Origin of the sequence: Streptomyces alanosinicus (genome assembly GCF_014650595.1) — a bacterium.
In the GTDB taxonomy this organism is placed as follows: Bacteria; Actinomycetota; Actinomycetes; order Streptomycetales; family Streptomycetaceae; genus Streptomyces; species Streptomyces alanosinicus.
Genome location: NZ_BMVG01000004.1, coordinates 46,165 through 68,639, shown reverse-complemented (window position 1 = coordinate 68,639; position 22,475 = coordinate 46,165). Strand labels below are relative to the sequence as shown.

Here is a 22,475-nt window from a genome sequence, read left to right as displayed (position 1 = left end):
CTGTCCGGCGGCTCAGGTCGGACAGGCCCCGGCGGCAGGTCAGCTGAAGGCCGAGGCGCAGGTGGTGGCGGTGGCGTGGGCCGGATCGAGCGCGTTGGCCACCTCATGGAAGGCGATGCGGTCGAACAGGCCGATCGCGACGTGCTCGGAGAGGTCGAGCGAGCACAGGTCCTGGAGCAGCACGTTGTGCACGTCCGAGCCGCTCAGGTACTGGCTCTGCCAGGGCGTGGCCACCTCGTCGTACTTGGTGGAGATGACCGTGTAGTGCACTCCGGGGACGGTGTCGCCGCCCGCGTTGAGCTTGGTGAGGAAGTCCGAGCCGGGCATCTGGTCGGCGAGGCCGGGGGTGGTGGCCTTGATCAGGTCCGCGGCGCCGGGGAAGTACGGCAGCAGGTCGGTGAGGCCGCTCAGGGTGGCGCCGTGGTTGTCGGGGGCCAGCCCCACGAGGGCGTTCACCTTGGCGGCTCCGCCGAGGAACTTCAGGTAGTAGCGGGGCATCATGCCGCCCTGGGAGTGTCCGACCAGGTCGGCCTTGGCGGCTCCGGTCGCGGCGAGCACCTTGTCCACGAAGGCCGAAAGCTGCCCGGCCGACTTGTCGATGGGGCCGAGGCCGTAGAAGATCGGGACGCCGGTCAGCTGACCGTAGTCGAGGGAGAAGACGCAGTATCCGCGGTCTTTCAGATACGGGGCGAGGGACAGCCAGTTGTCGACCGAGTTGCCGAGGGTGCCGTGCACCAGGACGACCGGACGGGGGTGGTCGGCGGAGGGCTTGCAGGAGAAGTCGTTCCAGCCTCCCCCACTCTCGGCTTCGCTCGAGCGGGGGGACCCCCAGCTCGGCCCTGTGTCCGCAGCGTGCGCCGCGGCGGCGGGAACGGTGGCCACGGCGGCGGTGAGGATCAGCGCGGCGAGGGGTCTGAGCACTCGTTTCCAGGGCAGCATCGTGTGATCTCCTTGCGGCTCAAGGGAGGTGGGGGCTTTACCCTGTGATCCGGATCACGAGGATGCTGTTCACTCGTCAAGTTACGGGCGAGTAGCACAACTGTGAAGTTACGCGTCAGTAAAAACTTCCAGTGATAACCAGAGCGCCGGCTGATCACTGACGGACCGTCATCAGGCGCCTGAACGGAGTCACGCCGCCAGGGTCCCCGGCATCACCGCCCTGGGCCCGAACTTCGCCCGCGCGCGGTCCGCGACCTCCTCGATCCGGCGGACCTTCTCGTCCACGGGGTCGAAGGTGAGCTGGTGGGAGGCCTGGTCGGCGGAGACCAGGCCCTCTGCACGCAGGGCGAGTCCGCGGACCCGGGCCCGCTGCAGGCCGAGCGCCCCGTACATGCCGTAGGCCGCCCTCGTCAGGGCCGCCGAGCGCGCGGTCGGCTCCTGCAGAGTGCGGGTGCGCGTGGTGGAGGAGCGGTCGGCGTAGCGCACGGTGAGGGTCAGGGTGCGGCAGCTCTTCCGCACCGCGCGCAGCCGTGCGCCGATCTCCTCGGCGGCCGACAGCAGCGCCCTGCGGTGCCGGTCGGGGTCCAGCTCGTCGAGCGCGAAGGCCCGTTCCGCCGCCAGTGACCGCGAGACGGCGTTCGGCACGACCCGGCCCCGGTCGATGCCGCTCGCCTTCTCACGCAGCTCGCGCCCCGCTCGCACGCCGATCAGCCGCTGGAGCGTGGACAGCGGCGCGCCGGCGACCAGGCCCAGGGTGTCCAGGCCGTACTCGCCCAGGGTGCGGGCGGTCGCCGCGCCGACCCCGGGCAGCGCGGCGACGGGCCGTTCAGCGAGGAACTCCGCGACGGCGTCCGGGTCCTCGGGCACGGCACAGGTCACCCCGGGCCGGGCGTCGCGCAGCGCCACGCGGGCCAGCATCGGGCCCGGTCCGGCGCCGATCACGCAGTCGACGCCGTACCGCGCGAGCGCCCGCACCCGGATCACCGAGGCCAGCTCCACGGCGCCGCGCCCGAAGTACCGCTCGGCACCGCGCAGATCGGCCAGCGCCCCGTCCGGGGGCAGTGCCTCGACGACCGGGGTGAAGTCCTCCAGCAGGCCGAGCAGTCCCGGCAGGGCCGCCTCGTACATCGGCGGCAGCTGGAAACGTACGCAGAGGATGGTCATCCCGCACTCCCCGGACTCTGGTGCCACAACTTCTTCGTCGCCGAAGGCCCTTGTGCGGCCTCCTGGCCCGCGGGCCGCAGATCGGCCCACGGATGCATCTCGTATCCGGTCGGCAGCCGGATCCGCCGCCCACCGGTCGGATCGCCGCCCGCGCCCTCGGCCACCGGCTCCGCAAGCCGCGCCGCCACCTCGTCGAGGCCGCCCCCGGCCCGCAGCTCCACCAGCTCGGCGAGGTTCCAGGCGGCGGATCCCACCACGCTCAGGCTGCGCGGGCCGCGCCGCTGCACCACGCCCCGCACCAGCAGCAGCCAGGAGTGGAAGACGGTGTGGGCGCAGGCATCGTGCGAGTCGTCGAAGAAGGCGAGGTCGACCAGGCCCGTGCCGTCGTCCAGCGTGGAGAAGATGACCCGCTTGCCGGAGCGTCCTGTTGACTGCACCTGCTCGTGAGGGCCAGGAGGCCCCGGGACTGAGAGGTGTGGTGTGCAGAGCATGCGGACCGAGCTCCGAGAGGGGCGTGTCGACCTGCAGCGAATCGGCAGCGTCGTGGCTACTGACCAGGCTTTTCCGCCCTGGACAGTGCTGGACTCAAGTGGCATGCCAGTCGGGGTGGTTGTCGACTACTTGAGGAGCCTGGCCCTGGGTTCATCAAGCCCGTCAACCTGTCGTAGCTATGCCTATGACCTGTTGAGGTGGTTTCGGGTCCTGTGGCAGCTCGGGATCGCTTGGGACCGGGCGACGGTCAGCGAGGTGGAGTGCTTGGTGGGGTGGATGAGGACCGCGGCCAACCCACAGCGTGAAAGGCGCAGCCCGGATTCGTCTCCGCCTGGATCCGTGAACCTGCGGACCGGAAAGCAGACGCTCGGCCCGGGGTACGCGCCTCGGACCATCAACCACGCGTTGACCGTGATCTCCGGTTTCTACGAATTCCATGCCGGGAACGGCGCCGGTCCTGTGGTGAATCCGGTGCCGGCGTCCAAGGACCGCCGTGCAGAACTGTCCCACCGGAGCCCGATGGAAGCGCCAATCCATGTACGACGGGCACGACTCCGGCAACGCGTACCCAAGCAGCTCCCCCGCTCGCTTCCGGACGGCATGTGGGACGAGTTGTTCGAGGCGATGAAGAACGACCGGGACAGGGCGCTCCTCTCCTGCTACGTCTCAAGCGGCGCGCGTGCAGAAGAACTCCTGGGTATCGAGATCGGGGACGTCAATTGGGCCGGTCAGCAGATCTACGTCGTCTCCAAGGGGACGAAGAACCGGGAGCCGGTCCCCGCGTCGCCCGACGCCTTTCGGTACCTCGCCGCATACCTTTCCCAGGCTGGAGTGCCCAAAGCGGGCGAGAAGCTCTGGAGGGCTTTGCGTGGCGATCCGAGGCCGCTCACGTATTCGGCCATGCGCCGGGTCCTGCAACGAGCGAACGCAAAGCTTCAGACTAACTGGACTCTGCATGATCTCCGGCATACCGCCGCGACTCGCATGGCGAACGACCCGAAGATGACTCTCCCCGAGGTCCAGCGGGTGATGCGCCACGCAAAACTCGACACAACGGGCATCTACCTGACGGTCCGCCTGGACGAGATGACCGAGAAGCTTCAGGACCTCTATACGCGTCCACGCCAGGTACCGAAGTTCGCGCCGGGCTACGACCCCGAGGACGTCCGGGCGGTGTTCGGTGGCTGACAGCACTCTGCGGCATCGCCGGATCGACCATGTTCTGGCGCAGTCCGGAAAGCGTCTCAAGCACGACGTCAGCAAACTCGTAGCCGCGCCGTCCACCGCACGTTCCGCTCCTCGCCCTTACGGCGACCTGAGCGAGGCAGGCGTGGAGGACATCGCCGACTGTGCGGCCGTCGCCTGGGAGACCGTCACCCACAGCAGCGGAAGGAAAACACGCAGGATCGCAACTCGGCGGGTCCTTACGTATCTGGCTCAGTTTCCGGGGAAGACTTGGCAGGATCGCTGGGTTGCCAGCGGTCTCGACGAACCCGGGAACCCGTTGCGAGAGCGGTTCGAATTCGGTCCCCACAAAACTCAAGCAGCACTCGGCTTGCGTTGTCTGATCTGTCTCCGGGTCATCCAGCCGTCGCTCCGCGCCGTCCGCTCGAACGACTTCGTCGGGCTTGCGGAACAGTTCAGGCATGTTCAGGGGGATAAGAGTCTGGACGAGTTCTTCGCGGCGGAGTCGGCCAGCGCCCACAGCCTTGGCCAGCAGCGGACCTCGTTGTTCGACGTGACCCTCGCTCTGATCACTCAGGGGATCGCCCTGTCAGATCTGACTCCCGAAGGGCTGCTGCACTATTCGCTCGAGTGTCATAAGTACGGACTGACCCGGGGTGCGTCACCTGGAAGCAGCCGTTTCGCCGGCCACTCCGCCTGGGAAACACTGCACGGCATGGGGGTCTTCCCCGCCGGGACGCCCCAACAACTCCGCGCTGTGCTGGTCTCCGGACAGAAGTCCGTGACCGAGCTGGTGGACAGCTATCCCATCCGGTGCGGTGGGGTGCGGCAGTTGTTCATCGACTATCTCGAGCGACGTCGAACCGAGCTCGACTACAGCGCGCTGACCGGCTTGGCACAGCTTCTGGTCTCTGTGTTCTGGCAGAAAATCGAGGCGATCGCGCCCGAGCAAGCCGACCTCAGCTTGTCAAACGATGTCTACCAGAAGTGGAGGGAAGAGGTCAGCTTTGTCGGGAAGGAGCGGGATCAACCGCGCCGGACCCTGGACTCCCTCCTCCTCCAGGTCCGGGGTTTCTACCTTGATCTGCAGAGCTGGGCTCTTGAAGAGCCGGAACGGTGGGGCGTCTGGGCAGTACCGTGCCCTGTCCCCCGGCACGAGGTGCGGTCCGCGCGAAGCGGCCGCCGCAGGGCGAAGGAACGGACCGACAACCGCATTCGTGAACGGCAGCCGCTTCTGCCCACGCTGGTTGAGCATGTGGAGGAGAAGCACAGGAAGTCGCGCGCCCTGCTCCAGGCCGCAGCGGCTATCCCGCTCGGCGAGGAGTTCACTCATGCCGGCCGCTCCTACCGCCGGACGAACAGCCAAGCTGACCAGGCAAAGGCTCGCCATTCCAAAGCGCCGGTGCGTGTGGAGGACCTCGCCACCGGCGAAATAATCCATGCTGAAGGAGCAGAAGAGGACGCCTGCTGGGATTGGGCCTACGTGGAGACACTGAGGCTGAGCGGGGTCCGGATCGAGGAACTTGTCGAGCTGACGCAGCTCAGCATCCGGCAGTACCAGAGGCCGAACGGCGAGGTGGTCGCCCTCCTGGTCATCGCGCCATCGAAAACCGACCGAGAGCGCGTCATCCCCATGTCGGCAGAGCTTTTCCATGTGATCGCATCGGTGATTCGCCGCCATATCACCGAAGAGCGAAGGTCTGTTCCTCTTACTCAGCGCTATGATGCGCACGAGCGACAGTGGTCTGCATCCATGCCTTTCCTGTTCCAACGTGGCTCACGGGGCGGCCGAGGCGTGATCAGCCCTAACACCATCGCCAATCGGATCAGGACGCTCTGCCGCGAACTCGCCGAGTCGAACCCGGCCTTCGTCGGCCTGACGTTCGCCCCCCATGATTTCCGCCGGCTGTTCGCCACCGAGATCGTCAACAACGGGCTCCCCATCCATATCGGTGCGGCACTGCTGGGCCACTTGAACATCGAGACCACCGGCGGCTATGTAGCCGTCTTCAACGAGGATGTCGTACGCCACTATCAGGAATACCTGGCTCGCCGTCGGGCCGTACGCCCTGTCGAAGAGTACCGATCGGCAACGTCCGATGAGTGGGACGAGTTCCAAGAGCACTTCGACCGCCGCAAGGTCGAACTTGGAAATTGCGCCCGCCCCTACGGCACCCCTTGCCAGCATGAGCACGCTTGTCTGCGGTGCCCAATGCTTCAGGTGAATCCCAAGATGCTGTCACGTCTCAACGAATTGGAAGAGGATCTAGAAGCCCGCCGGAAGCAAGCAGAGACCGAGGGCTGGCTGGGTGAGATCGAAGGCATCGACCTCACGCTGCAGTTCCTGCGCGAAAAACGGAAGCAGGCCCTGAGATCTGAGCAACCGGGCCGCTCAGTCGACCTCGGGATCCCTTCTTTCCTACCTCGTCCCTGATCAGGGCTCTGCCCCACGTCCAAGCAACACTGCCCTTGCCCAACCCACCCGGGCTGGCAGCAAGGCGGCGAGCACTCCTCACCCCACCCCGAGCCCGCCTCCGGGGTCGCCCGCGAGGCGGTCCCGGCCTCGCGATGCGGTGGGCAACGGCAGGTAGTCGTCGACGGTCATGGAGTTGTAGAGGCGTGCGCTCTTGGCGGTGAGACGGAGGAGGGCGCGGCTGGGCCCCGCGGGCAGGGCGGAGATCAGGCGGGCGCCCTGGGCCAGTCCCCGCACGCCGAGGCGTGAGGTGGGGATCAGGGTCTTCGCCGCGCTGAGCGCGGCCGCGCAGCTGCCGCGCACGTGCTGCGCCATCGCGCGCTCGTAGGCGGGGAAGGCGCGCTCGTGGTCACCGCCCGCCCTCGCCAGCTCCCCGGCGAGGACGTACGCGCCGACGACTGCCAGGCTGGTGCTGCCGCCGACGGCCGGGCCGGGGCAGTAGCCCGCGTCGCCGACGAGCGTCACCCTCCCCCGCGACCAGGTGTCCATGCGGAGCTGGGTGATCGAGTCGAAGTAGAACGCCGGGGTGCGGTCAAGCTCGTCCAGCCAGTCGTCCACGTCAGGGTGCATTCCGCCGAACGCACCGCGCAGCAGCTCCTTCTGCCGGGGCACGTCGTGATGGTGGTAGTCGAGCTCGCGCTCGCTCCGGAACAGGAACAACGCCCGCGCGTCGCCGAGATGCCGCGCGCCGTACATGCCGACGGTGCGACCGACGCCGACGTGCATGAGGAGCTCGCCATCGAGCGCGGAGATGTTCGGCAGGGTCAGTACCCCGAGGTACGCCCCGGTGAAGGCGCTGAAGCGGGACTCGTCTCCGAACACGAGGCGGCGCACGTTGGAGTGCAGCCCATCCGCGCCGACGACGAGGTCGAAGCGGTGCGGTGCGGCCTTCTCGAACCGCACCTCGCCGTCGGGCGAGATGGCGGTGATCGAGTCGTCGAAGATGTACTCGACGTCGCCGCGCGCGGCGTCGTAGTAGATCTCGCTCAGGTCGTCGCGCATGACCTCGACGTGCCGGTCGGAAGCGGCACTGAAGATCTTGGAGAGGTCCACCCGGACGGGACGCCGTGCGCTCTCCTGGTGGACAGTCATCCGGTTGGTGCCGGTGGCCCGCTCCTCGATGCGCGGGAGCACGCCCATCTTCTCCGAGATGTTCATCGCGGGCCGGAACAGGTCGACCGCGTGGCCACCAGTCTTGCGCGGAGTCGGCGCGCGCTCGACGACGGTGACAGAGAAGCCGTGCCTGGTGAGCCAGTACGCCAGCACCGGACCGGCGATACTGGCGCCGGAGACGAGAATCCGCATGGCAACCCTCCTTGTCGTTCAGTCCACGCGTACGGCGTGGATCGTGGTGAAGGCCAGCAGGGGGGTGGCGGTCCGCGGGGGATCCTCGAGTATGGGTGAGTGTCCGAGACCGGGCAGCAACTCGACTTTCGCGCCCGGAACGGCGCGGTAGTCGGCGGCGGATGAGGATCGCCACCTGCGGTCGTCCTCGCCGAAGACCACCAGGAGCGGCTTGCCGAGGGCCGTCAGCCGGTCCGGGAGCGCCTGCTGCTCCAGGTAGTCGTGGGTGGCCTGCATCGTCGCGGTGAGCGTGTGGGGGGTCATACAGCGCACCTCGTCCAGGAGCTCCGGTGGGATCCGGTAGCCCGCGCGGCTGAAGGCGGTGCTCGCGAACTGGCGGAGCTGCTCGTCGGTCGGCGGCCACTGCGAGAGTCCGATTGCGGCGGACTGCGGTGCGATGAAGGCGTCCAGGCTGGGGCCGGTGTTGATGAGCGCGAGCGCAGTCACCAGGTCGGGTCGCTGTTCGGCGAGGGCGGTGGCAACCACGCCGCCACTGGAATGACCTACGACCACGGCATGCTCGACGCCGAGCCGGTCCAGTGCCACGCCGGCCCGGCGTGCCTGGTCCGGGAGCGCGTAGCTGCGGTCGGCCGGTTTGGCCGACCGGCCGTGCCCGAGCAGGTCGATCCGGATGACGCGGTGAGATCCGGTCAGCAGCGGAACCAGCGGGTCCCACGAGCGGGTCGAGGATGCGGACCCGTGGATGAGCAGGAGTGCGGGGGCGTCGCGGGGGCCGTCCTGGCACACGTGGATGTCGCCGTCGTCCAGCGACAGGGTCGAATTCTGGGTGGCCTCGGCGCCGCCGTTCACGTGCGGTCCGCCGTCAGAAACAGTCATGAGCCCACTGTCGCCGCCGGTCCCCGTCGGCGGATTGGATAAATGTTCCCCTCATCCGGATCGGCCCCTTTAGCATGGGACGGTGCGGACTTTCATGCACGGTGGGGCTGTGTGGGACGTCGCATGCCCGCAGCGGCCCAGCCAGGTGGCCGGTGTCACCATGGCCGGGTTCCGTATCCGTGACCTGGACGCGCTCCGGATGGTCCCGCACCCGGCCGTGACGCTGCTCCTGGAGTTCGGCGCCGGCTCGCCCGTCCTCGACCGTGCCGCCGGGCGGCAGCAGCGGGGAAGCATCGCCGCCGGGCCCGGGTTCGGGTCCGGAGGCGATGTCCGGGCGCGGGGAGAGAACGTCGAGTGCGTGCAGGTACGCCTGTCCCCGGTGATCGCACGCGCGGTTCTGGGCGCCTCCCCCGCCGACCTCGACGGCGCCGTCGTGTCCCTCGAGGACCTGTGGGGCCGGGAGGCGTCCCGGATCCGCGAGCAACTGGGCGATGTCTCGCCGTGGCAGGATCGCTTCGCGTTGACGGACGCACTGCTCGCCCGCCGGCATGAGGCGGGGCCGCTGGTAGACCCGGAGGTGGCCTGGGCGTGGCACCGGATCATCGGCAGCCGTGGCCTGGCCCGGGTCGATGGACTCGCGGCCGAGGTGGGGTGGAGCCGTAAGCGCCTGTGGTCCCGGTTCCGGTCGCAGCTCGGCCTGCCGCCCAAGCGCGCCGTGAAGCTGGTCCGCTTCGACCATGCCGTCCACCGCCTGGTCGCGGGTGACGGCGCGGCCCGAGTCGCGGCCGACGCCGGCTACGCCGACCAGTCCCACCTGCATCGGGACGTCATGGCGTTCACCGGGGCAACCCCCGCGACCGTGGCCGGCGAGCCGTTTCTCGCCGTTGACGACATCGCATGGCCCAGCCGCGGAACACCGTCAAGCCTCATGTCTCCAGGGATCTCCGGCTCTGTCGGCCGCCGAAGGTGAGACGACTACCGCCGCGAACGTCGCCGCGGCCACCTGCGCTGGACGCGTCCGGCGGCGCTCAGCGGTCAAGGGCGCGCGAAGGTCGCCGGCCCCACCGAGCCAGGCCATCTTGCGGCAATACGATCGAGGACCGGTTCAAGTCGACGGGCACTTTCCGTCTGCCGATCGAAGGTGAGCTGCTGGCCGGAGAGCCGAACGGTCGTCAGATCCTCGGCTCTCAGGGAAAGGGCTGTTACCCGTGCCCGCTGAAGTCCCAAGGCATCGTGCAGCGCTTGTGCGGTGCCCGCCAGTACCGGAGTGTGGGCCGTGGGTTCTGGAAGCACTCGTGTCCGGGTGGTCGTAGACCGATCCGCATAATGGACTGTGAGTGTAAGCGCGCGGGCCACCTGGCCGTCCGCTCTCAATTGCCTACCGATATCAACGGCAAGTCCAAGCAGCGCGCCGCGACGCACGGACCCATCGACCTCATGCCTGTCGAATCGCAATTCAGCGCTGGTCGACTTGGGCGGAGCATGCGGTACCACACGTGTCCGATCGATGCCACGGGCCCGTTCGTGCACAAGACGCCCTATCTTCGCGCCCAGGATCCTCTGCAGGGTGGCCTCAGAAGTTCCTGCCACCTTGCCTATGCTGTCCAACCCGTACTCACAGAGCACGCGAGCCGTCTTCGGCCCCACTCCGTACAGGACCGCTACCGGCTCTGGATTCAGAAAGCCGGAGATTCCCTGTGGGGTATCCGGGATGCAGCGAACGGCACCTGGCGGTCCGTGATGCCCGGCCATCCTGGCAAGCATGGGATTGGAGGCCACACCGACGGCACAGTCAAGGCCGTACAACGCCAACACTCGCACACGCACAAGTCGCGCAATCTCAACAGCGTCGCAATCGAAATAGCGAACGCTCCCACTCACATCCGCCAGTGCGGCGTCGGGGGGAACGGCCTCGACAACCGGGGTGATGTCGCCCAGTACCTGAAGAAGTGTCTCCCATGTTTCCCGAGGCGGTCCTGGCGCCTGAACATAGATAATGGCCATCTCGATCACCCTGCGCTTCCAGGACTGGAATGCCAGAGCTTTCCGCCTCCCATGGAGTCACCGCCTGCGGGCCTGAGATCCGCCCATGGATCCATTTCGACGCCATTGGCCACTTGAATCGTTCGGCCAAGCTTTCTCGCCTCAGGGGCAGGGCGCTCTTCACGCTCCGCCAATCGGTCCGCCACAGCATCGAGACCTCCGGACCGGCGCAACTCCGCCAGTTCCATCAGATCCCACGCGGCAGAGCCGACAACGCTGAGCGAACGCGGCCCACGGCGTTGGACTTTCCCGCGGACCAGCAGCAGCCAACTGTGAAAGATCGTGTGAGCGCAGTCGGCCTGACTGTCGCTGAAGAAAGCCAGGTCTATCAGGCCGGTTGAGTCGTCGAGGGTGACGAAGATGATCCGCTGGGGCTCGCGCGGGGTCGCCTCTCCGTACGGGCTTGACTTGGTGCGGTGAAGGATCGGCGGGGTCTGGGTGGCCGCCTTGGCGCCCGCGACCAGCACGGTCTCACCGTGGCGCGCCTCGCGCAGCCGGCGTGCGGAGACCACGCCCAGTTCGCCCAGGAACTCCCGGTGGTCGTCCATCAGATTGCGCGAGGCGTCCATGGACAGCACGCCCAGCTCGGCGCTGAGCCGTTCCGCCGAGGTGAGGTCGGGCAGCCCGGCCGAAGCCGTCTTCCGCCCTCCGGCCAGCGGCAGTTGACCGCCACCGGCGCCCCGGGCACCCCGGTGCAGCTCGGTCAGATGCAGTTGCAGATCCCGCCGGTTGGCACCGAAGGCGTCCAGGGCACCGACCTGCGCGAGCCGCCCGGCCAGCGGCCGGCTCGGGCGCGCCCGCTCCCAGAAGTCCAGCAGGGAAGCGTACGGCTGTCCGTCCGCGATCCGCGCCGCCTCGGCTTCGCTGATGCCGTGCACATCGGAGAGGGCCAGCCGGAGCCCCCAGCGCGGGGGTGATTCAGACACCAGTTCGATACAGTGGGCGACCGCCGACCGGTTCACGTCCAACGGCAGGATCGGCACCCCGCGCCGGCGCGCATCGGCCAGCAGCAGCCGCTTCGGATACATCCCCGGATCGTGTGTGAGCAGCCCGGCGTAGAAAGCCGCGGGATGATGGGCCTTCAGCCAGGCCGACTGATACGTCGGCACGGCGAAGGCGACGGCATGCGCCTTGCAGAAGCCGTACGACCCGAACGCCGCCACGATCTCCCAGGTCCGCTGAATCGTCTCCGCCCCATATCCCCGGGCCGCCGCCTGCTGCGCGAACCACACCTTGATCCGCCCCTGCGACTCCGGGTCGGACAGCCCGCGCCGCACCCGGTCGGCCTCGCCCCGCCCGCACCCCGTCATGATGGCGACGATGTCGATGATCTGCTCATGGAAGACGACGACGCCGTACGTCCCCTTCAGCGGCTCCTCCAGATCCGGATGGGGAAGGCGCACCGGCGCCCGCCCGTGCCGCGCCTCGATGAACGGCCGCACCATGTCGGCGGCGACGGGTCCGGGCCGGAACAGTGAGATGTCCACGACGAGATCATGGAAAGTACTCGGCTGCAGCCGCCCCACCAGGTCCCGCTGTCCCGGCGACTCGATCTGGAAGCAGCCCAGCGTCTCGGCGGACCGGATGAGCCGATAGGTCGCCGGATCCCCCGCCGGCACCGCGTCCAGGTCGATCCGCTCCCCGGTCGCCCGCTCCACCTCGGCGAGGGCATGCGCCATCGCCGACTGCATCCGCACCCCCAGCACATCGAGCTTGAGCAGCCCGAGGTCCTCCACGTCCTCCTTGTCGAACTGCGACATCGGCAGCCCCTCGCCGCTGGTCGGCACCACCGGCGTACGGGCCCGCAGGGAGGCGTCGGACAGCAGCACCCCGCACGGATGCATGGCGACCCCGCGCGGCAGGGCGTCGAGCCCCTCGACCAGCTCCCACAGCTTCCCGTACTTCTCCTTCTCCCCCGCCAGCCGCCTGAGTTCGGGCAGCTCCTCCAGCGCCGCACGGGCGTCGCGCGCCCGGATGTGCGGGAAGGACTTGGCGATGCGGTCGATGTCGGCCGGGTCCATGGACAGGGCCGCGCCCACGTCCCGGACGGCGTGCCGCACCCGATAGGTCTCCGGCATGGAGACGGTCGCGACCCGCTCCTCCCCGAACCGTCCGATGATCGCCCGGTACACCTCCAGCCGCCGCGCGGACTCCACATCGATGTCGATGTCGGGCAGGACGATCCGCTCCTTCGACAGGAACCGCTCCATCAGCAGCCCGTGCTCGACCGGGTCGGCGTTCGCGATGCCCAGAAGATGGTTCACCAGCGACCCCGCGCCGGACCCACGGGCGGCGACGCGGATCCCCATCTCCTTCACGTCGTCCACCACCTGGGCGACCGTCAGGAAGTAGGAGGCGAATCCGTGATGGCCGATGATGTCCAGCTCGTGGTGCATCCGCTCCCAGTACGCACGTCTGCCGTCGTATCCGAGCCGCACCATCCCCGCCGCCGCCCGCGAGGCGAGCGCCCGCTGGGCGGTGCGGCGGCCGGCGCCGACGAGGTGCGGCTCGGGGAAGTGGACGGTGCCGATACCGAGGTCGTCCTCGGGGTCGACCAGGCACTCGGCGGCCGCCGCCCGGGTCTGCTCCAGCAGCCGGTGCGCGGCGCCGCGCCGGTAGCCCGCGGCCTCCACGATCCGCTCGGCCACCTCGGACATGGCGGACGCGTCCTTGAGCCAGGCCTCCTGGGAGTCCAGCTCCTTCGTCGGGTCGATCGGGACCAGCCGGCGGGCCGCGTCCAGGACGTCGGCGACCGCCCCCTGGCCGGGGTCGGCGTACCGGACGGCGTTGCTGAGCACAGGCCGCACCCCCTGCTCGGCGGCGAAGCCGACGGTACGGGCGGCCAGCCGCAGGGAACCGGGGCCCGTGCCCGTACGGCCGTGCCAGACGGCCTCCAGGCGCAGCGCGGCGCCGTACACCTCACGCCAGGGGGCGAGCAGCCCGGCCGCGCGGTCGGGGCGGCCGGCGGCCAGGGCGCGGCCGACGTCGGAGGCGGGGCCGAGCAGGACGGTCAGGCCGTCGCCGTGGTTGTCGGCCCAGGGCAGCCGGGAAGCGGCCTCGCTCCGGTGCGCCGCGGTGACGATCCGGCACAGGTCCGCCCAGCCCCGGGCGCCGTCCCGGGCGAGGAAGGTGACCCGGGGTGCCGACTCGTCGACGAAGGCACCGCCGCGGACCGGGGTGCGGCGCCTCTCCTCTCGCGGCGCTCTCGCCGGGGCCACGGCGAGGTCCACCCCGAAGAGGGGACGGATCCCCGCCCTCGCGCCGGCCTTGGCGAAGCGGACCGCGCCGGCCAGGGTGTCCCGGTCGGTGAGGGCGAGGGCGTCCATGCCCCGCTCACAGGCGCGCTCGGCCAGCCGCTCCGGGTGCGAGGCGCCGTAGCGCAGGGAGTAACCGGAGACGGTGTGCAGATGCGTGAAGCCCGGCATCCGCACCTCCCACACTCATCCGTAGTCGAACACCAGTTCCCAACTTCCCCGCCCCCACCATACCCCCTTTCTCGAACGTGTGTACGACATCCATTCGATCGCCTCCCACCTGCGCAAACACCGCACCGGGCGGCCACAGACACACGAGCACAGACAGACGAGCGGAGTCCCGCCCCCCAGACACCCGGGGACGGGACTCCATGGAACAAGCGAAGAGAACGAGCGAAGGGAACAAGCGGAGGGAACGAGCGAGCGGCGGATCAGCCGATCTGCGCCCCCGTGGCGGACAGCGCGGCCGTGACCGGCTGGAAGAACGTCTCGCCACCGGAGGTGCAGTCACCGCTGCCGCCGGAGGTCAGCCCGACCGCGCTGCTCCCCGAGAACAGCGAGCCGCCGCTGTCACCGGGCTCGGCGCACACATTGGTCTGGATGAGCCCGCTGACGCTGCCCTCCTGGTAGTTCACCGTGGCGTTCAGACCGGTGACCGTGCCGTCGTGCACATGGGTCGTCGACCCGCTGCGCGTCACCTTCATGCCCACCGTCGCCTCGGCGGCACCGGTGATCTGCTGGGTGGACCCGTTGTACAGGTCGACCTCGCTCGGGTGGTCCACGTCCGCCGTGTACTTCACGAGCCCGAAGTCGGTCCCCGGGAAGTGGGACTCCGCGTTCTGCCCGATCTCCTTGCCGCTGGAGTCCGACCATGTGGAGATGTCGGCCGTGCAGTGCCCCGCGGTCAGGAAGTACGGCTGTCCGTCCTTGACCACGTTGAAGCCGAGCGAGCAGCGCCCGCCCGAACCGCTGATCGCGTCGCCGCCGGCGATGAAGGGCTTGAACTCCCCCTTCGACCGATGCAGTTCGGCCTTGCCGCCGAGCGCGTCGACCACCTTGCTCAGCTTGGCCCATCCGGCGCCGGAGACGGTCTTGTCGGCGGTGACGACGACCTTGTTGCTCACCGGGTCGGTGGCCCAGGACGTCCCCGGTATGGTCGCGTCCTTCTTCAGTGTCGTCCGCGCGCCGTCGAGCGTGGCGAGCGAGTTGGTGACGAGTCTCGCCTTGGCCCCGGCCGCCTGGACGGCATGCGCGGCGCCCTGGTCGAGCACGTTGACGACGAGGCTCTTGGCCCGGGCGTCGTAGTAGCTGCCGGCAGCGTTGGAGCCGAGGCTCTTCAGCAGGGTCGAGGCGAGGTTTCCGGCCGCCGGAGCGGACAGGACCTTCGGCTGCGGAGCGGACTTCGCCGGCTCACTGGCGTTCGCGTTCTGCAAGGTGACACCCGCGGCGACCAGTGCGACGACTCCCGCGCCGGCCAGGGCGGCCCGCCGCCTGGGTATGCGTCGGTGCTTCAACTCACGTCCTCCTGTGGGGGGATGGTCCGCCGGCTTGTGGGGGTGGCGGACCGGAAGGCTGGTTGACGAGGGACCACTCTTCCGAACGACACAGGGAGCACACAAGGTTGACTTCAGGACGCGCGTAGAACGAACGCGCACACTCCCTCGGAAGTTGACCGACCACGGTCACGCCAGGAAATTGACACCGCAACCACAACGCGCAAGTAGCCCTCTGCGGAACGTGACGACAGCGCATGGCTTGTTCTCATCCATCCCCGCCCACAAAGAGTCCCCGCACACCCGGGGGCGTACGGGGACTCGGCAGACCGGAGGTCAGGGCAGCGTGACCCCGTAGTAGCTCAACGCCTCGGTGACCGGCTGGAAGAACGTCGTACCACCGGAGGTGCAGTCGCCGCTGCCACCGGAGGTCAGACCGTAGGCCACGGATCCCGCGTACAGCGAACCGCCGCTGTCACCACCCTCGGCGCAGACCGAGGTCTGGATCAGGCCACTGACGGTCTCACCGCTGTCGTAGTGGACGGTGGCGTTCAGCGCCGTGACCCGTCCGCTGTGTGTACCGGTGGTGGAGCCGCGCCGGTAGACGGTCTGGCCCACGCGGGGCGTGCCCGCGCTGGAGATGCTCTGGCTGCCGACCGCGCTCGGGTGCGCGATGGAGGAGTTGGTGTACCGGACCAACGCGAAGTCGTTGCCCGGGAAGCTGTAGCCCACATTGGTGCCCAGCACCGTGGTGTGGCCGGAGTTGCTGTACCAGGTGGAGGCGACCTGGCCGCAGTGACCGGCGGTGAGGAAGTAGGAGGTGCTGCCGCTGTGCACGTTGAAGCCGAGCGAGCAGCGGTACTGACCGCCGTAGATGGCGTCGCCGCCGCTGATGAGCTTGCTGAACCTGCCGGGGGTGCGCTTGATGGTCAGCGCGTTCGCGTTGGCGCCGGCCTGCCGTTTGATCGCGGCGATCTCGGTCCTGGACACCGTGCTGTCGGCGGTGACGACGACACGGTCGCTCCTGCTGTCCACCGCCCAGGCCGTACCGGCCACATCGGCCTTGCCGACGGAGTCGCTCGCGCTGTTGAGCTGGGCGGCGCTGAAGGTGTGGTTGTCGCCGGCGTTCGCGGTGGGGGCGGCGAACGCGGCGGCGGCCAGCAAGCCTGTGGCCACGGCGATCAGCCGGGTCCGTCTCGCGGTGCCGATGCGGGGAGTGGTGCGCTTGTTCCTCACTTTTCGTTCCCTCCCAGGGGAAGTCGGGGGCCCGCGTGGGGTGGGGCCCGTGAGGCGCAGCCAGGGGAACGGCCGGGTTCCGAACACGCATGCCCCCTGACAAGCGCTGAGGGGGAGTATTCGGCCGAATGACCGGTCGCCACAAGGGCGCCTTTCGGCCGTAGCACTTTAAACCACCCTTACGCAGCGGGTCTTGACACCGGCCCCACACACACGCGCACCAGCTCGGCACACCCTGCCCTGCGCCCACTTCGCGCTCCCCTGCCCCGATCGCCACACATGCTTTCCCATCGGCCTCGGTCACCCGGGCCGGTCCTTGCCTTCACCGGTGATCAACCCTGCCGTACCAGGTGAGGCAGCCCCAGATGCTCGCGCAAGGTGCTGCCCGGATAGAAGGTGCGGAACAGACCACGGTGCTGGAGCAGCGCCACCGTGCCGTTGACCAGGCGCTCCAGATCACGGCGCGGTTCGACGGGGACGAGGTGGAAGCCGTCGGTGACACCGCCGGCGTGCCAGCCGGCGATCAGCTCCGCGAGATCGACCGGGCCGCCCCGGTACAGCGGCCCCCGCACGGTGGGCCGCGGCCCGCCGCCGCCGTGTCCGGGCGCGGCCGCGTGCTCTCCGTCGCCGAGGTCGACCAGCAGGCTCACCAGTGTGCGCACACTGTCCGGGTCCCGCCCGGACGCGGCGGCCAGCGTGCGCAGTTCCTCGCGTACGGCACCGGCCTGCGCCGGGGTCGCGGCGCCGACCAGGGCCACGTCCGCGTACCGGGCGGCGACGGCACGGGCCTTGCTCCCGGTGGCGTCGGCCACCCGGACGGGGCGGCCCTGCGGCGACCGGGGCACGGCCGAGGGCCCCCGGACCGGGAAGTCGCCCGCCTCCCACCGCGGTTCCCCGAGCGGCGCCGCGGGCCGGCGGCCGAAGGGCCCGGCCTCGTCCTCACCGGCGGACAGGTCGATCCGCCAGCCCGCCCGGCCGCGGCTGACCCGGTCCAGCGCGGCCACGGCGGCCCGCACCCGGAAGGGCTCGGTGTGGGCGGTGGTGACGGCCGGGACCAGGCCGATGCGCCGGGTCACGGGCGCGGCCCGGGACAGCACACGGACGGCGTCGGGCCCCGGCCCGCCGAAGGAGTCGTCCAGCGTCACGAAGTCCAGCCCGCCGCGCTCGGCGAGCCGGATCAGCTCCAGATACGGCTCGGCGCCGAAGCAGCCGGGCAGATCGACGGCGGCGGCGAGATGCGGCAGCCCACGGCCGTGCCGTGCGCTCATCGGGCGCTCACCGTCCTCACAGCACCTTCGCCAGAAAGGCCCGCGTCCGCTCCGCACGCGGGGCGTCCAGCACCTCGGCCGGCGGGCCCTGTTCGACGATCCTGCCGTCGTCCATGAACACCACCGTGTCGGCGACCTCGCGGGCGAACGCGATCTCGTGCGTGACGACGATCATCGTCGTGCCCTGTGCCGCCAGGTCCCGGATGACGTCGAGGACCTCGCCGACCAGCTCGGGGTCGAGCGCCGAGGTCGGTTCGTCGAACAGCAGCAGCTTCGGCTCCAGCGCGAGGGCCCGTGCGATGGCCACCCGTTGCTGCTGCCCGCCCGACAACTGCCGTGGGTAGGCGTCGGCCTTGTCGCCGAGCCCCACCCGCTCCAGCAGCCGGCGCGCGCTCGCCACCGCTTCCTTCCGGGGCCGTCGCAGCGCGGACACCGGCGCCTCGACGATGTTGTCCAGGACGGTGAGGTGCCCGAAGAGATGGAAGTTCTGGAAGACGAACCCGATCCGGGTGCGCTGTCTGAGCACCTCGCGCTCGGGCAGCTCGTACAGCTTGTTCCCGGCGCGCCGGTAGCCCATCAGGGAGCCGTCCACGCTGATCTCGCCCCGGTCCACCTTCTCCAGGTGGTTGACGGTGCGCAGCAGCGTCGACTTGCCGGAGCCGGAGGGGCCGAGCACGACGGTCACCTCTCCGGTACGCACCCGCAGGTCGATGCCCTTGAGGACGGCGAGCGAGCCGAAGCTCTTGTGCACCGATCTGATGTCGACCATGACGCTCATCGCGCGAGTTCCTTTACGAGTGGGGTGGTCAGGAAGGCCAGGACCGCCCGTGCGGTGGCGTCGTTCTGCCGGAACGCGGCTCCGCCGGTGCGTGGCCGGGTGAAGGCGCCGGGGGTACGGGCGTCGGTGGAGGGGCCGAGTGCGAAGCGCCGGGGGTGCGGCCGCCCGACGCCGTCGAGGATCCGGCCGTCGGCGGGGTCGGTCCGCAGCAGTCCCTCGGGACTCTCGGCGGCGCCCTCGGCGTGCAGTTCGCGCAGCAGGCTGTCGCGCCCCCGGCCGACGGTGGGCTCGGGCAGCCGGGCCTCCACCAGCGCCCGCGCCTCGACGGCGAAGCCCGGCACGGTGGGACTGGCGGCCCGGAACACCCCGTTCGCGGCGGTGACGGTCATGTCGGCGCCGAGGAAGCGGAGCAGGCCGGCCCGGGACAGCGCGAGCATCTGCCGCAGCCGGGGGCCGGGTGGCCCGGACGCCAGATAGCTGAAGAAGCCGTGCCACCGGGGACCGGTGTCGCCGAGCCGCACGAGCTGGCCGTAGACGGAGAGCAGCCCGAGGAAGACCCCCAGGTCCGCACTGTGGGAGGGATCGTGACGGCGGTTCAGGTCGGCCTCGATGTACGCCCGCAGGCCGTCCTGGAACGCCTCGTGCGAGGCGTACCGGGCGCCGTCCAGCGGGTGGTCGAGCGCGGCGAGGTCGAGGCGGTCGGCCGGATCGGGTACGGCGGCGGCGACGAGTGCCCGTAGTCCGGCGGGGTCGTCGGCGGCCGCGTATCTCTCCTCGAAGTCGGCCCAGGGCAGCGCCGTACGCTCGGCGTGGGCGGTGAACAGCCGGTGGTAGTGGGCGAAGCCCAGCTCCTTCGCCACCAGCGGCCACACCTCGCGCCGGAAGTCGACGCGGCCCGGCCGGGCCGCGAGGCGCTCGATCTCGGCCGGCCCGAGGAAGCGGGGCAGCGGGGGCCGCTCCCCGGTCCAGCCGTAGCCGATCTTCGAGTGGTACGGCACTCCGCGCCGCGAGCCGACGTAGAGCACCGGTTCCCGTCCGGAGGGGAGATAGGTGCCGCCCTCGTACCGTCCGCCGCGCCCTTCGGTGAGCAGCACCATCAGGTCGACGAAGGCCAGCCCGAAGCCCCGTACGAGGACTGCTTCGCCGGGCGCCAGCGGGGACAGGTCGCTGTCGGCGGTGAAGTCGGGCGGCAGGTGCACCAGGCCGTGCTCCTGGGCGTAGGCGGCCAACTCGGCCTGTTCCTCGTCGAGTTCGGCATCCAGGTGGCCGAGGGCGAGGATCACCAGGTCGGCGAGGAGGGGGTGCGCTCTGCCCTCCAGCCACACCCGCTGGCGGCCCTCGCGGGGGCCGCTGACCCGCAGGGCGCGCCGGGGGTGGTGGCGGACGGTGATCTCCGGGGGCAGCTCGGCGCGGGCCCGCTCGTACACCCAGCGCAGATAGCGGCCCTGGAGCTGCCGATCGGCGAAGGCGGTGCCGTCCAGCCCGGCCCACTCGTGCAGGGTGGGGCCCTCACGCACCGGGCCGGCCATGGTCACCGTCTCGTCGGTGAACATGGTGACGTCCTCGGCGTGCGAGTTCATCCACAGCAGCGGCGACTGCGCCTGGCGCCAGATGCGGCCGCCGCCCGGCGGATACGGGTCGACCAGATGGATGTCGAGGCCGGAACCGGCGTACAGCTCCGGGGCGTTGGCGGCGATCCGCTCCAGCAGTCCGGTCCCCCGCGGCCCGGCTCCCACGATCACCAGCTGCCGCCTCATCGGGCGGTCTCCGTGCCGCGCGCGTAGTACTTCTCGACGTACGTCTGACCGAGGCCGAGCAGCGAGGTGACCACCGCGTACCAGAGGGTCGCGACCATCAGCAGCGGGATGACCTGATAGGTGCGGTGGTAGATCAACTGGGTGGAGAACAACAGGTCGTTCACGGCGATGACGCTGACGATCGAGGTGCCCTTGAGGGTGCCGACGAGCATGTTGCCGGCGGGCGGCACGATGGAGCGCATCGCCTGCGGCAGCACGATCCGCCACCAGCGCCGTGACCGGCTCAGGCCCAGTGCCTGGGCGGCCTCGATCTGACCGCGGTCCACGGAGAGGATGCCGGCCCGGACGACCTCGGCGGCGAAGGCGGCCTCGTGCAGGGTGAGTCCGACGATCGCGACGGCGACCGGGGTGAGCAGGTCGACGGTGCGCACGCCGAACACCCGCGGGTACAGCGCCCCGATGTTGAACCACAGCAGCAGCTGCACCAGGATCGGGATCGAGCGGAACAGCCAGACATAGCCCCAGCTGACCGCTCTCAGCGCCGGGTTGGCGGAGAGCCGGCAGGCGGCGAGCAGGGTGCCGAGGGCGAAGCCGAGGACCATGACGACGGCGGTCAGCCACAGGGTGAGCCAGAGTCCGCGCAGCACGGAGTCCGAGGTGAAGCAGTCGGCGACGACGGCCCACTGGAACGCCTTGTTGCGCAGGACGGAGTCGACGGCGAGGGCGAGCAGCGCGAGGACGAGGACGGCCGCCGCCCACTGGCCGTACCGGCGCTGCGGGACGACGCGGGGGACGTCCGCGGGCTCGGGTATCTCCGGCGCGGTGGGGACGTGGGCAAGGGTGTCGGATGACATGTGAAGGCTCCGTGACGCGTTGAAGTCGTCAGAACGGGGTGGTGCCTTCACACGGGCGCGCCTCGCGGCGCGGCTGCACGGCCGAGCCCCTCAGCAGGGCCGTCCGTCGAGAGTACGCGGGCGTTTCGGGCACCTGTCAAGGCTGTCCGGACTGTGAGCCGTACGTCTCACGTCAGTTGACGAGGAACCGGATGCCTGTTCCACTTGGCCCATGCATCCACAGCAGTGGCTGGTCACCCGCTCCCACATCGACTTCGGTCGCGTGTGGTCCTGTTCCTGTTGAGCTGACCCCCTGCGCGCGCCCGCCCGTCGGCCGGCGTGATCGCGTTCTCCCTTCTGGCACCACGGCTTTCGCCACGCCTTCACACGCGCACCCCTCCCCTCGCGCTGTCGCACACCCCTGCTCACAGGAGACCGCTCACCCATGCGTCCACGCCTTTTGCTGCCCTATGCCGTGATCACGTCGGCCACGCTGTTCCTCACCGCCTGCGGCTCGGGTTCCGGCGCGACGGGCGCCTCAGGGGGTGCGGCCGGCTCCGGCGGCGTACCCGCCACGGACGTCGTGTCGGCCGAGAAGAAGGACGGGGCGGCGGCGAAGCTGCTGCCCGCCGGCACGACCCGTCTCACGGTCGCGATCAGTGTCGGCGGCACGCCGCCCGGCACCACCTATCTCTCCGACGGCAGGACACTGACCGGCCAGGACGTCGACTTCGCCCAGGCGGTCGCCAAGGTGCTCGGTATCAGACTCAGGGTGGAGCAGGCGAGTTTCGAGGCGATCCTGCCCGCGCTGGACAGCGGCAAGTACGACTTCGGCGCGAGCAACTTCGGTGTCACCGACGAGCGCCGCAAAGCCATCGACTTCGTCACCTACATCAACGACGGCCAGGGCTTCGCCACCCGCAAGGACAGCAGGCTCTCCAAGATCACCGACCTTGGGCAGTTGTGCGGCCTGAACGTCGCCACCGGCGCCGGCACGACCTTCGAGGCCACCCTGGAGGAGAACAAGCACGTCTGCACCGACGCGGGCAAGAAGCCGTACCAGGTGCAGACGTACGCGGAGCCGAGCGCGATCTGGTCCTCCGTCCAGCAGGGCCGCAGCGACATCGTGATGTCCACGATCAACGGCCTGCGCTACGCCGTGGCCCACCAGCCCGGTCTGAGGTTCCTCGACGAATACCACCGTCTGGACGTGGGCTTCGCCTTCAAGAAGGGCACCGCGCTGGCCCCCGCCTTCCAGGCGGCCGTGAACAGGCTGCTGTCCGACGGCACCTACGCCAGGATCCTGAAGAAGTGGGGGACGACGGGTTCGGCGATCGACCGGTCGCGGATCTCACCGCCCGAGCTGAAGAACTGAAGCG

The 22,475-nt window shown here is 69.7% G+C and carries 16 protein-coding genes and 1 pseudogene; 4 read left to right on the top strand and 13 right to left on the bottom strand.

The window, feature by feature from the left end; translation table 11 throughout:
- Positions 1-39: 39 nt before the first annotated feature.
- From IE277_RS11095 to IE277_RS11085, 3 genes and pseudogenes are all read right to left on the bottom strand, one after another.
- On the bottom strand, positions 40-939 hold the full coding sequence (locus IE277_RS11095) for an esterase/lipase family protein (RefSeq protein WP_189951085.1): 900 nt from the start codon (positions 937-939) through the stop codon (positions 40-42).
- 189 nt (positions 940-1,128) lie between these two features.
- Positions 1,129-2,103, bottom strand: coding sequence for a DNA polymerase Y family protein (locus IE277_RS11090; protein ID WP_189951083.1), 975 nt, complete (start codon positions 2,101-2,103; stop codon positions 1,129-1,131).
- Positions 2,100-2,525, bottom strand: a pseudogene (locus IE277_RS11085) (OB-fold nucleic acid binding domain-containing protein); the annotation flags it as partial. The pseudogene IE277_RS11085 and the gene IE277_RS11090, both read right to left, overlap by 4 nt.
- Before the next feature lie 409 nt (positions 2,526-2,934).
- On the opposite strand from IE277_RS11085, the gene IE277_RS11080 reads away from it, so the two are divergent.
- Together IE277_RS11080 and IE277_RS11075 are read left to right on the top strand one after the other, a co-directional pair.
- On the top strand, positions 2,935-3,783 hold the full coding sequence (locus IE277_RS11080; RefSeq protein WP_308433370.1) for a tyrosine-type recombinase/integrase: 849 nt from the start codon (positions 2,935-2,937) through the stop codon (positions 3,781-3,783).
- Entirely contained in the window at positions 3,776-6,214 is a 2,439-nt protein-coding gene (locus IE277_RS11075) for a tyrosine-type recombinase/integrase (RefSeq protein WP_229881217.1), read from the top strand. Before IE277_RS11080 ends, IE277_RS11075 begins: the two co-directional genes overlap by 8 nt.
- A 78-nt stretch (positions 6,215-6,292) precedes the next feature.
- Here the strand turns inward: IE277_RS11075 and IE277_RS11070 are convergent, their stop codons facing one another.
- Together IE277_RS11070 and IE277_RS11065 are read right to left on the bottom strand one after the other, a co-directional pair.
- Positions 6,293-7,558 carry an FAD-dependent monooxygenase gene (locus tag IE277_RS11070; protein WP_189951080.1) on the bottom strand — a complete coding sequence of 422 codons (1,266 nt, stop codon included), beginning with the start codon at positions 7,556-7,558 and terminating at the stop codon, positions 6,293-6,295.
- Positions 7,559-7,576: 18 nt separating this feature from the next.
- Positions 7,577-8,434, bottom strand: coding sequence for an alpha/beta fold hydrolase (locus IE277_RS11065; RefSeq protein WP_189951077.1), 858 nt, complete (start codon positions 8,432-8,434; stop codon positions 7,577-7,579).
- 82 nt (positions 8,435-8,516) lie between these two features.
- Here IE277_RS11065 and IE277_RS11060 point away from each other — a divergent pair, with 82 nt between their 5' ends.
- Positions 8,517-9,404 (top strand): AraC family transcriptional regulator, encoded by an 888-nt coding sequence (locus tag IE277_RS11060; RefSeq protein ID WP_189951075.1) that lies wholly within the window; start codon positions 8,517-8,519, stop codon positions 9,402-9,404.
- A gap of 65 nt (positions 9,405-9,469) precedes the next feature.
- Here the strand turns inward: IE277_RS11060 and IE277_RS11055 are convergent, their stop codons facing one another.
- The 8 genes from IE277_RS11055 to IE277_RS11020 form a co-directional block, all read right to left on the bottom strand.
- Complete coding sequence (locus IE277_RS11055; protein ID WP_189951775.1) at positions 9,470-10,438, bottom strand: DNA polymerase Y family protein; 969 nt, start codon at positions 10,436-10,438, stop codon at positions 9,470-9,472.
- Positions 10,439-10,443: 5 nt separating this feature from the next.
- The gene (locus IE277_RS11050; RefSeq protein ID WP_189951073.1) at positions 10,444-13,902 is read right to left on the bottom strand and encodes a DNA polymerase III subunit alpha; all 3,459 of its coding nucleotides are present in this window, start codon (positions 13,900-13,902) and stop codon (positions 10,444-10,446) included.
- A gap of 260 nt (positions 13,903-14,162) precedes the next feature.
- Positions 14,163-15,245, bottom strand: coding sequence for a S1 family peptidase (locus IE277_RS11045; protein ID WP_189951071.1), 1,083 nt, complete (start codon positions 15,243-15,245; stop codon positions 14,163-14,165).
- A 315-nt stretch (positions 15,246-15,560) separates the two neighbouring features.
- Positions 15,561-16,460: a S1 family peptidase gene (locus IE277_RS11040; protein ID WP_189951069.1), complete on the bottom strand. Its 900-nt coding sequence runs from the start codon at positions 16,458-16,460 to the stop codon at positions 15,561-15,563.
- A 332-nt stretch (positions 16,461-16,792) separates the two neighbouring features.
- Positions 16,793-17,728: an LLM class flavin-dependent oxidoreductase gene (locus tag IE277_RS11035; RefSeq protein ID WP_189951067.1), complete on the bottom strand. Its 936-nt coding sequence runs from the start codon at positions 17,726-17,728 to the stop codon at positions 16,793-16,795.
- A gap of 16 nt (positions 17,729-17,744) precedes the next feature.
- Positions 17,745-18,506 carry an amino acid ABC transporter ATP-binding protein gene (locus IE277_RS11030; protein ID WP_308433369.1) on the bottom strand — a complete coding sequence of 254 codons (762 nt, stop codon included), beginning with the start codon at positions 18,504-18,506 and terminating at the stop codon, positions 17,745-17,747.
- The gene (locus IE277_RS11025) at positions 18,503-20,263 is read right to left on the bottom strand and encodes an FAD/NAD(P)-binding protein (protein WP_189951065.1); all 1,761 of its coding nucleotides are present in this window, start codon (positions 20,261-20,263) and stop codon (positions 18,503-18,505) included. Before IE277_RS11025 ends, IE277_RS11030 begins: the two co-directional genes overlap by 4 nt.
- Positions 20,260-21,117 (bottom strand): amino acid ABC transporter permease, encoded by an 858-nt coding sequence (locus IE277_RS11020; protein WP_189951064.1) that lies wholly within the window; start codon positions 21,115-21,117, stop codon positions 20,260-20,262. Before IE277_RS11020 ends, IE277_RS11025 begins: the two co-directional genes overlap by 4 nt.
- Positions 21,118-21,541: 424 nt before the next feature.
- Between IE277_RS11020 and IE277_RS11015 the strand changes: the two genes are divergently transcribed.
- A complete protein-coding gene (locus tag IE277_RS11015; protein WP_189951062.1) occupies positions 21,542-22,471 on the top strand; it encodes an ABC transporter substrate-binding protein in 930 nt (309 codons plus the stop codon).
- Positions 22,472-22,475 lie beyond the last annotated feature (4 nt).

Excerpts from the sequence above, each read along its gene's own strand:
- IE277_RS11030 (WP_308433369.1), bottom strand. The coding sequence starts at position 18,506 with ATGAGCGTCATGGTCGACATCAGATCGGTGCACAAGAGCTTCGGCTCG.
- IE277_RS11055 (WP_189951775.1), bottom strand. The coding sequence starts at position 10,438 with ATGGCCATTATCTATGTTCAGGCGCCAGGACCGCCTCGGGAAACATGG.
- IE277_RS11015 (WP_189951062.1), top strand. The coding sequence starts at position 21,542 with ATGCGTCCACGCCTTTTGCTGCCCTATGCCGTGATCACGTCGGCCACG.
- IE277_RS11035 (WP_189951067.1), bottom strand. The coding sequence starts at position 17,728 with ATGAGCGCACGGCACGGCCGTGGGCTGCCGCATCTCGCCGCCGCCGTC.
- IE277_RS11065 (WP_189951077.1), bottom strand. The coding sequence starts at position 8,434 with ATGACTGTTTCTGACGGCGGACCGCACGTGAACGGCGGCGCCGAGGCC.
- IE277_RS11090 (WP_189951083.1), bottom strand. The coding sequence starts at position 2,103 with ATGACCATCCTCTGCGTACGTTTCCAGCTGCCGCCGATGTACGAGGCG.
- IE277_RS11095 (WP_189951085.1), bottom strand. The coding sequence starts at position 939 with ATGCTGCCCTGGAAACGAGTGCTCAGACCCCTCGCCGCGCTGATCCTC.
- IE277_RS11050 (WP_189951073.1), bottom strand. The coding sequence starts at position 13,902 with ATGCCGGGCTTCACGCATCTGCACACCGTCTCCGGTTACTCCCTGCGC.
- IE277_RS11020 (WP_189951064.1), bottom strand. The coding sequence starts at position 21,117 with ATGTCATCCGACACCCTTGCCCACGTCCCCACCGCGCCGGAGATACCC.
- IE277_RS11070 (WP_189951080.1), bottom strand. The coding sequence starts at position 7,558 with ATGCGGATTCTCGTCTCCGGCGCCAGTATCGCCGGTCCGGTGCTGGCG.
- IE277_RS11025 (WP_189951065.1), bottom strand. The coding sequence starts at position 20,263 with ATGAGGCGGCAGCTGGTGATCGTGGGAGCCGGGCCGCGGGGGACCGGA.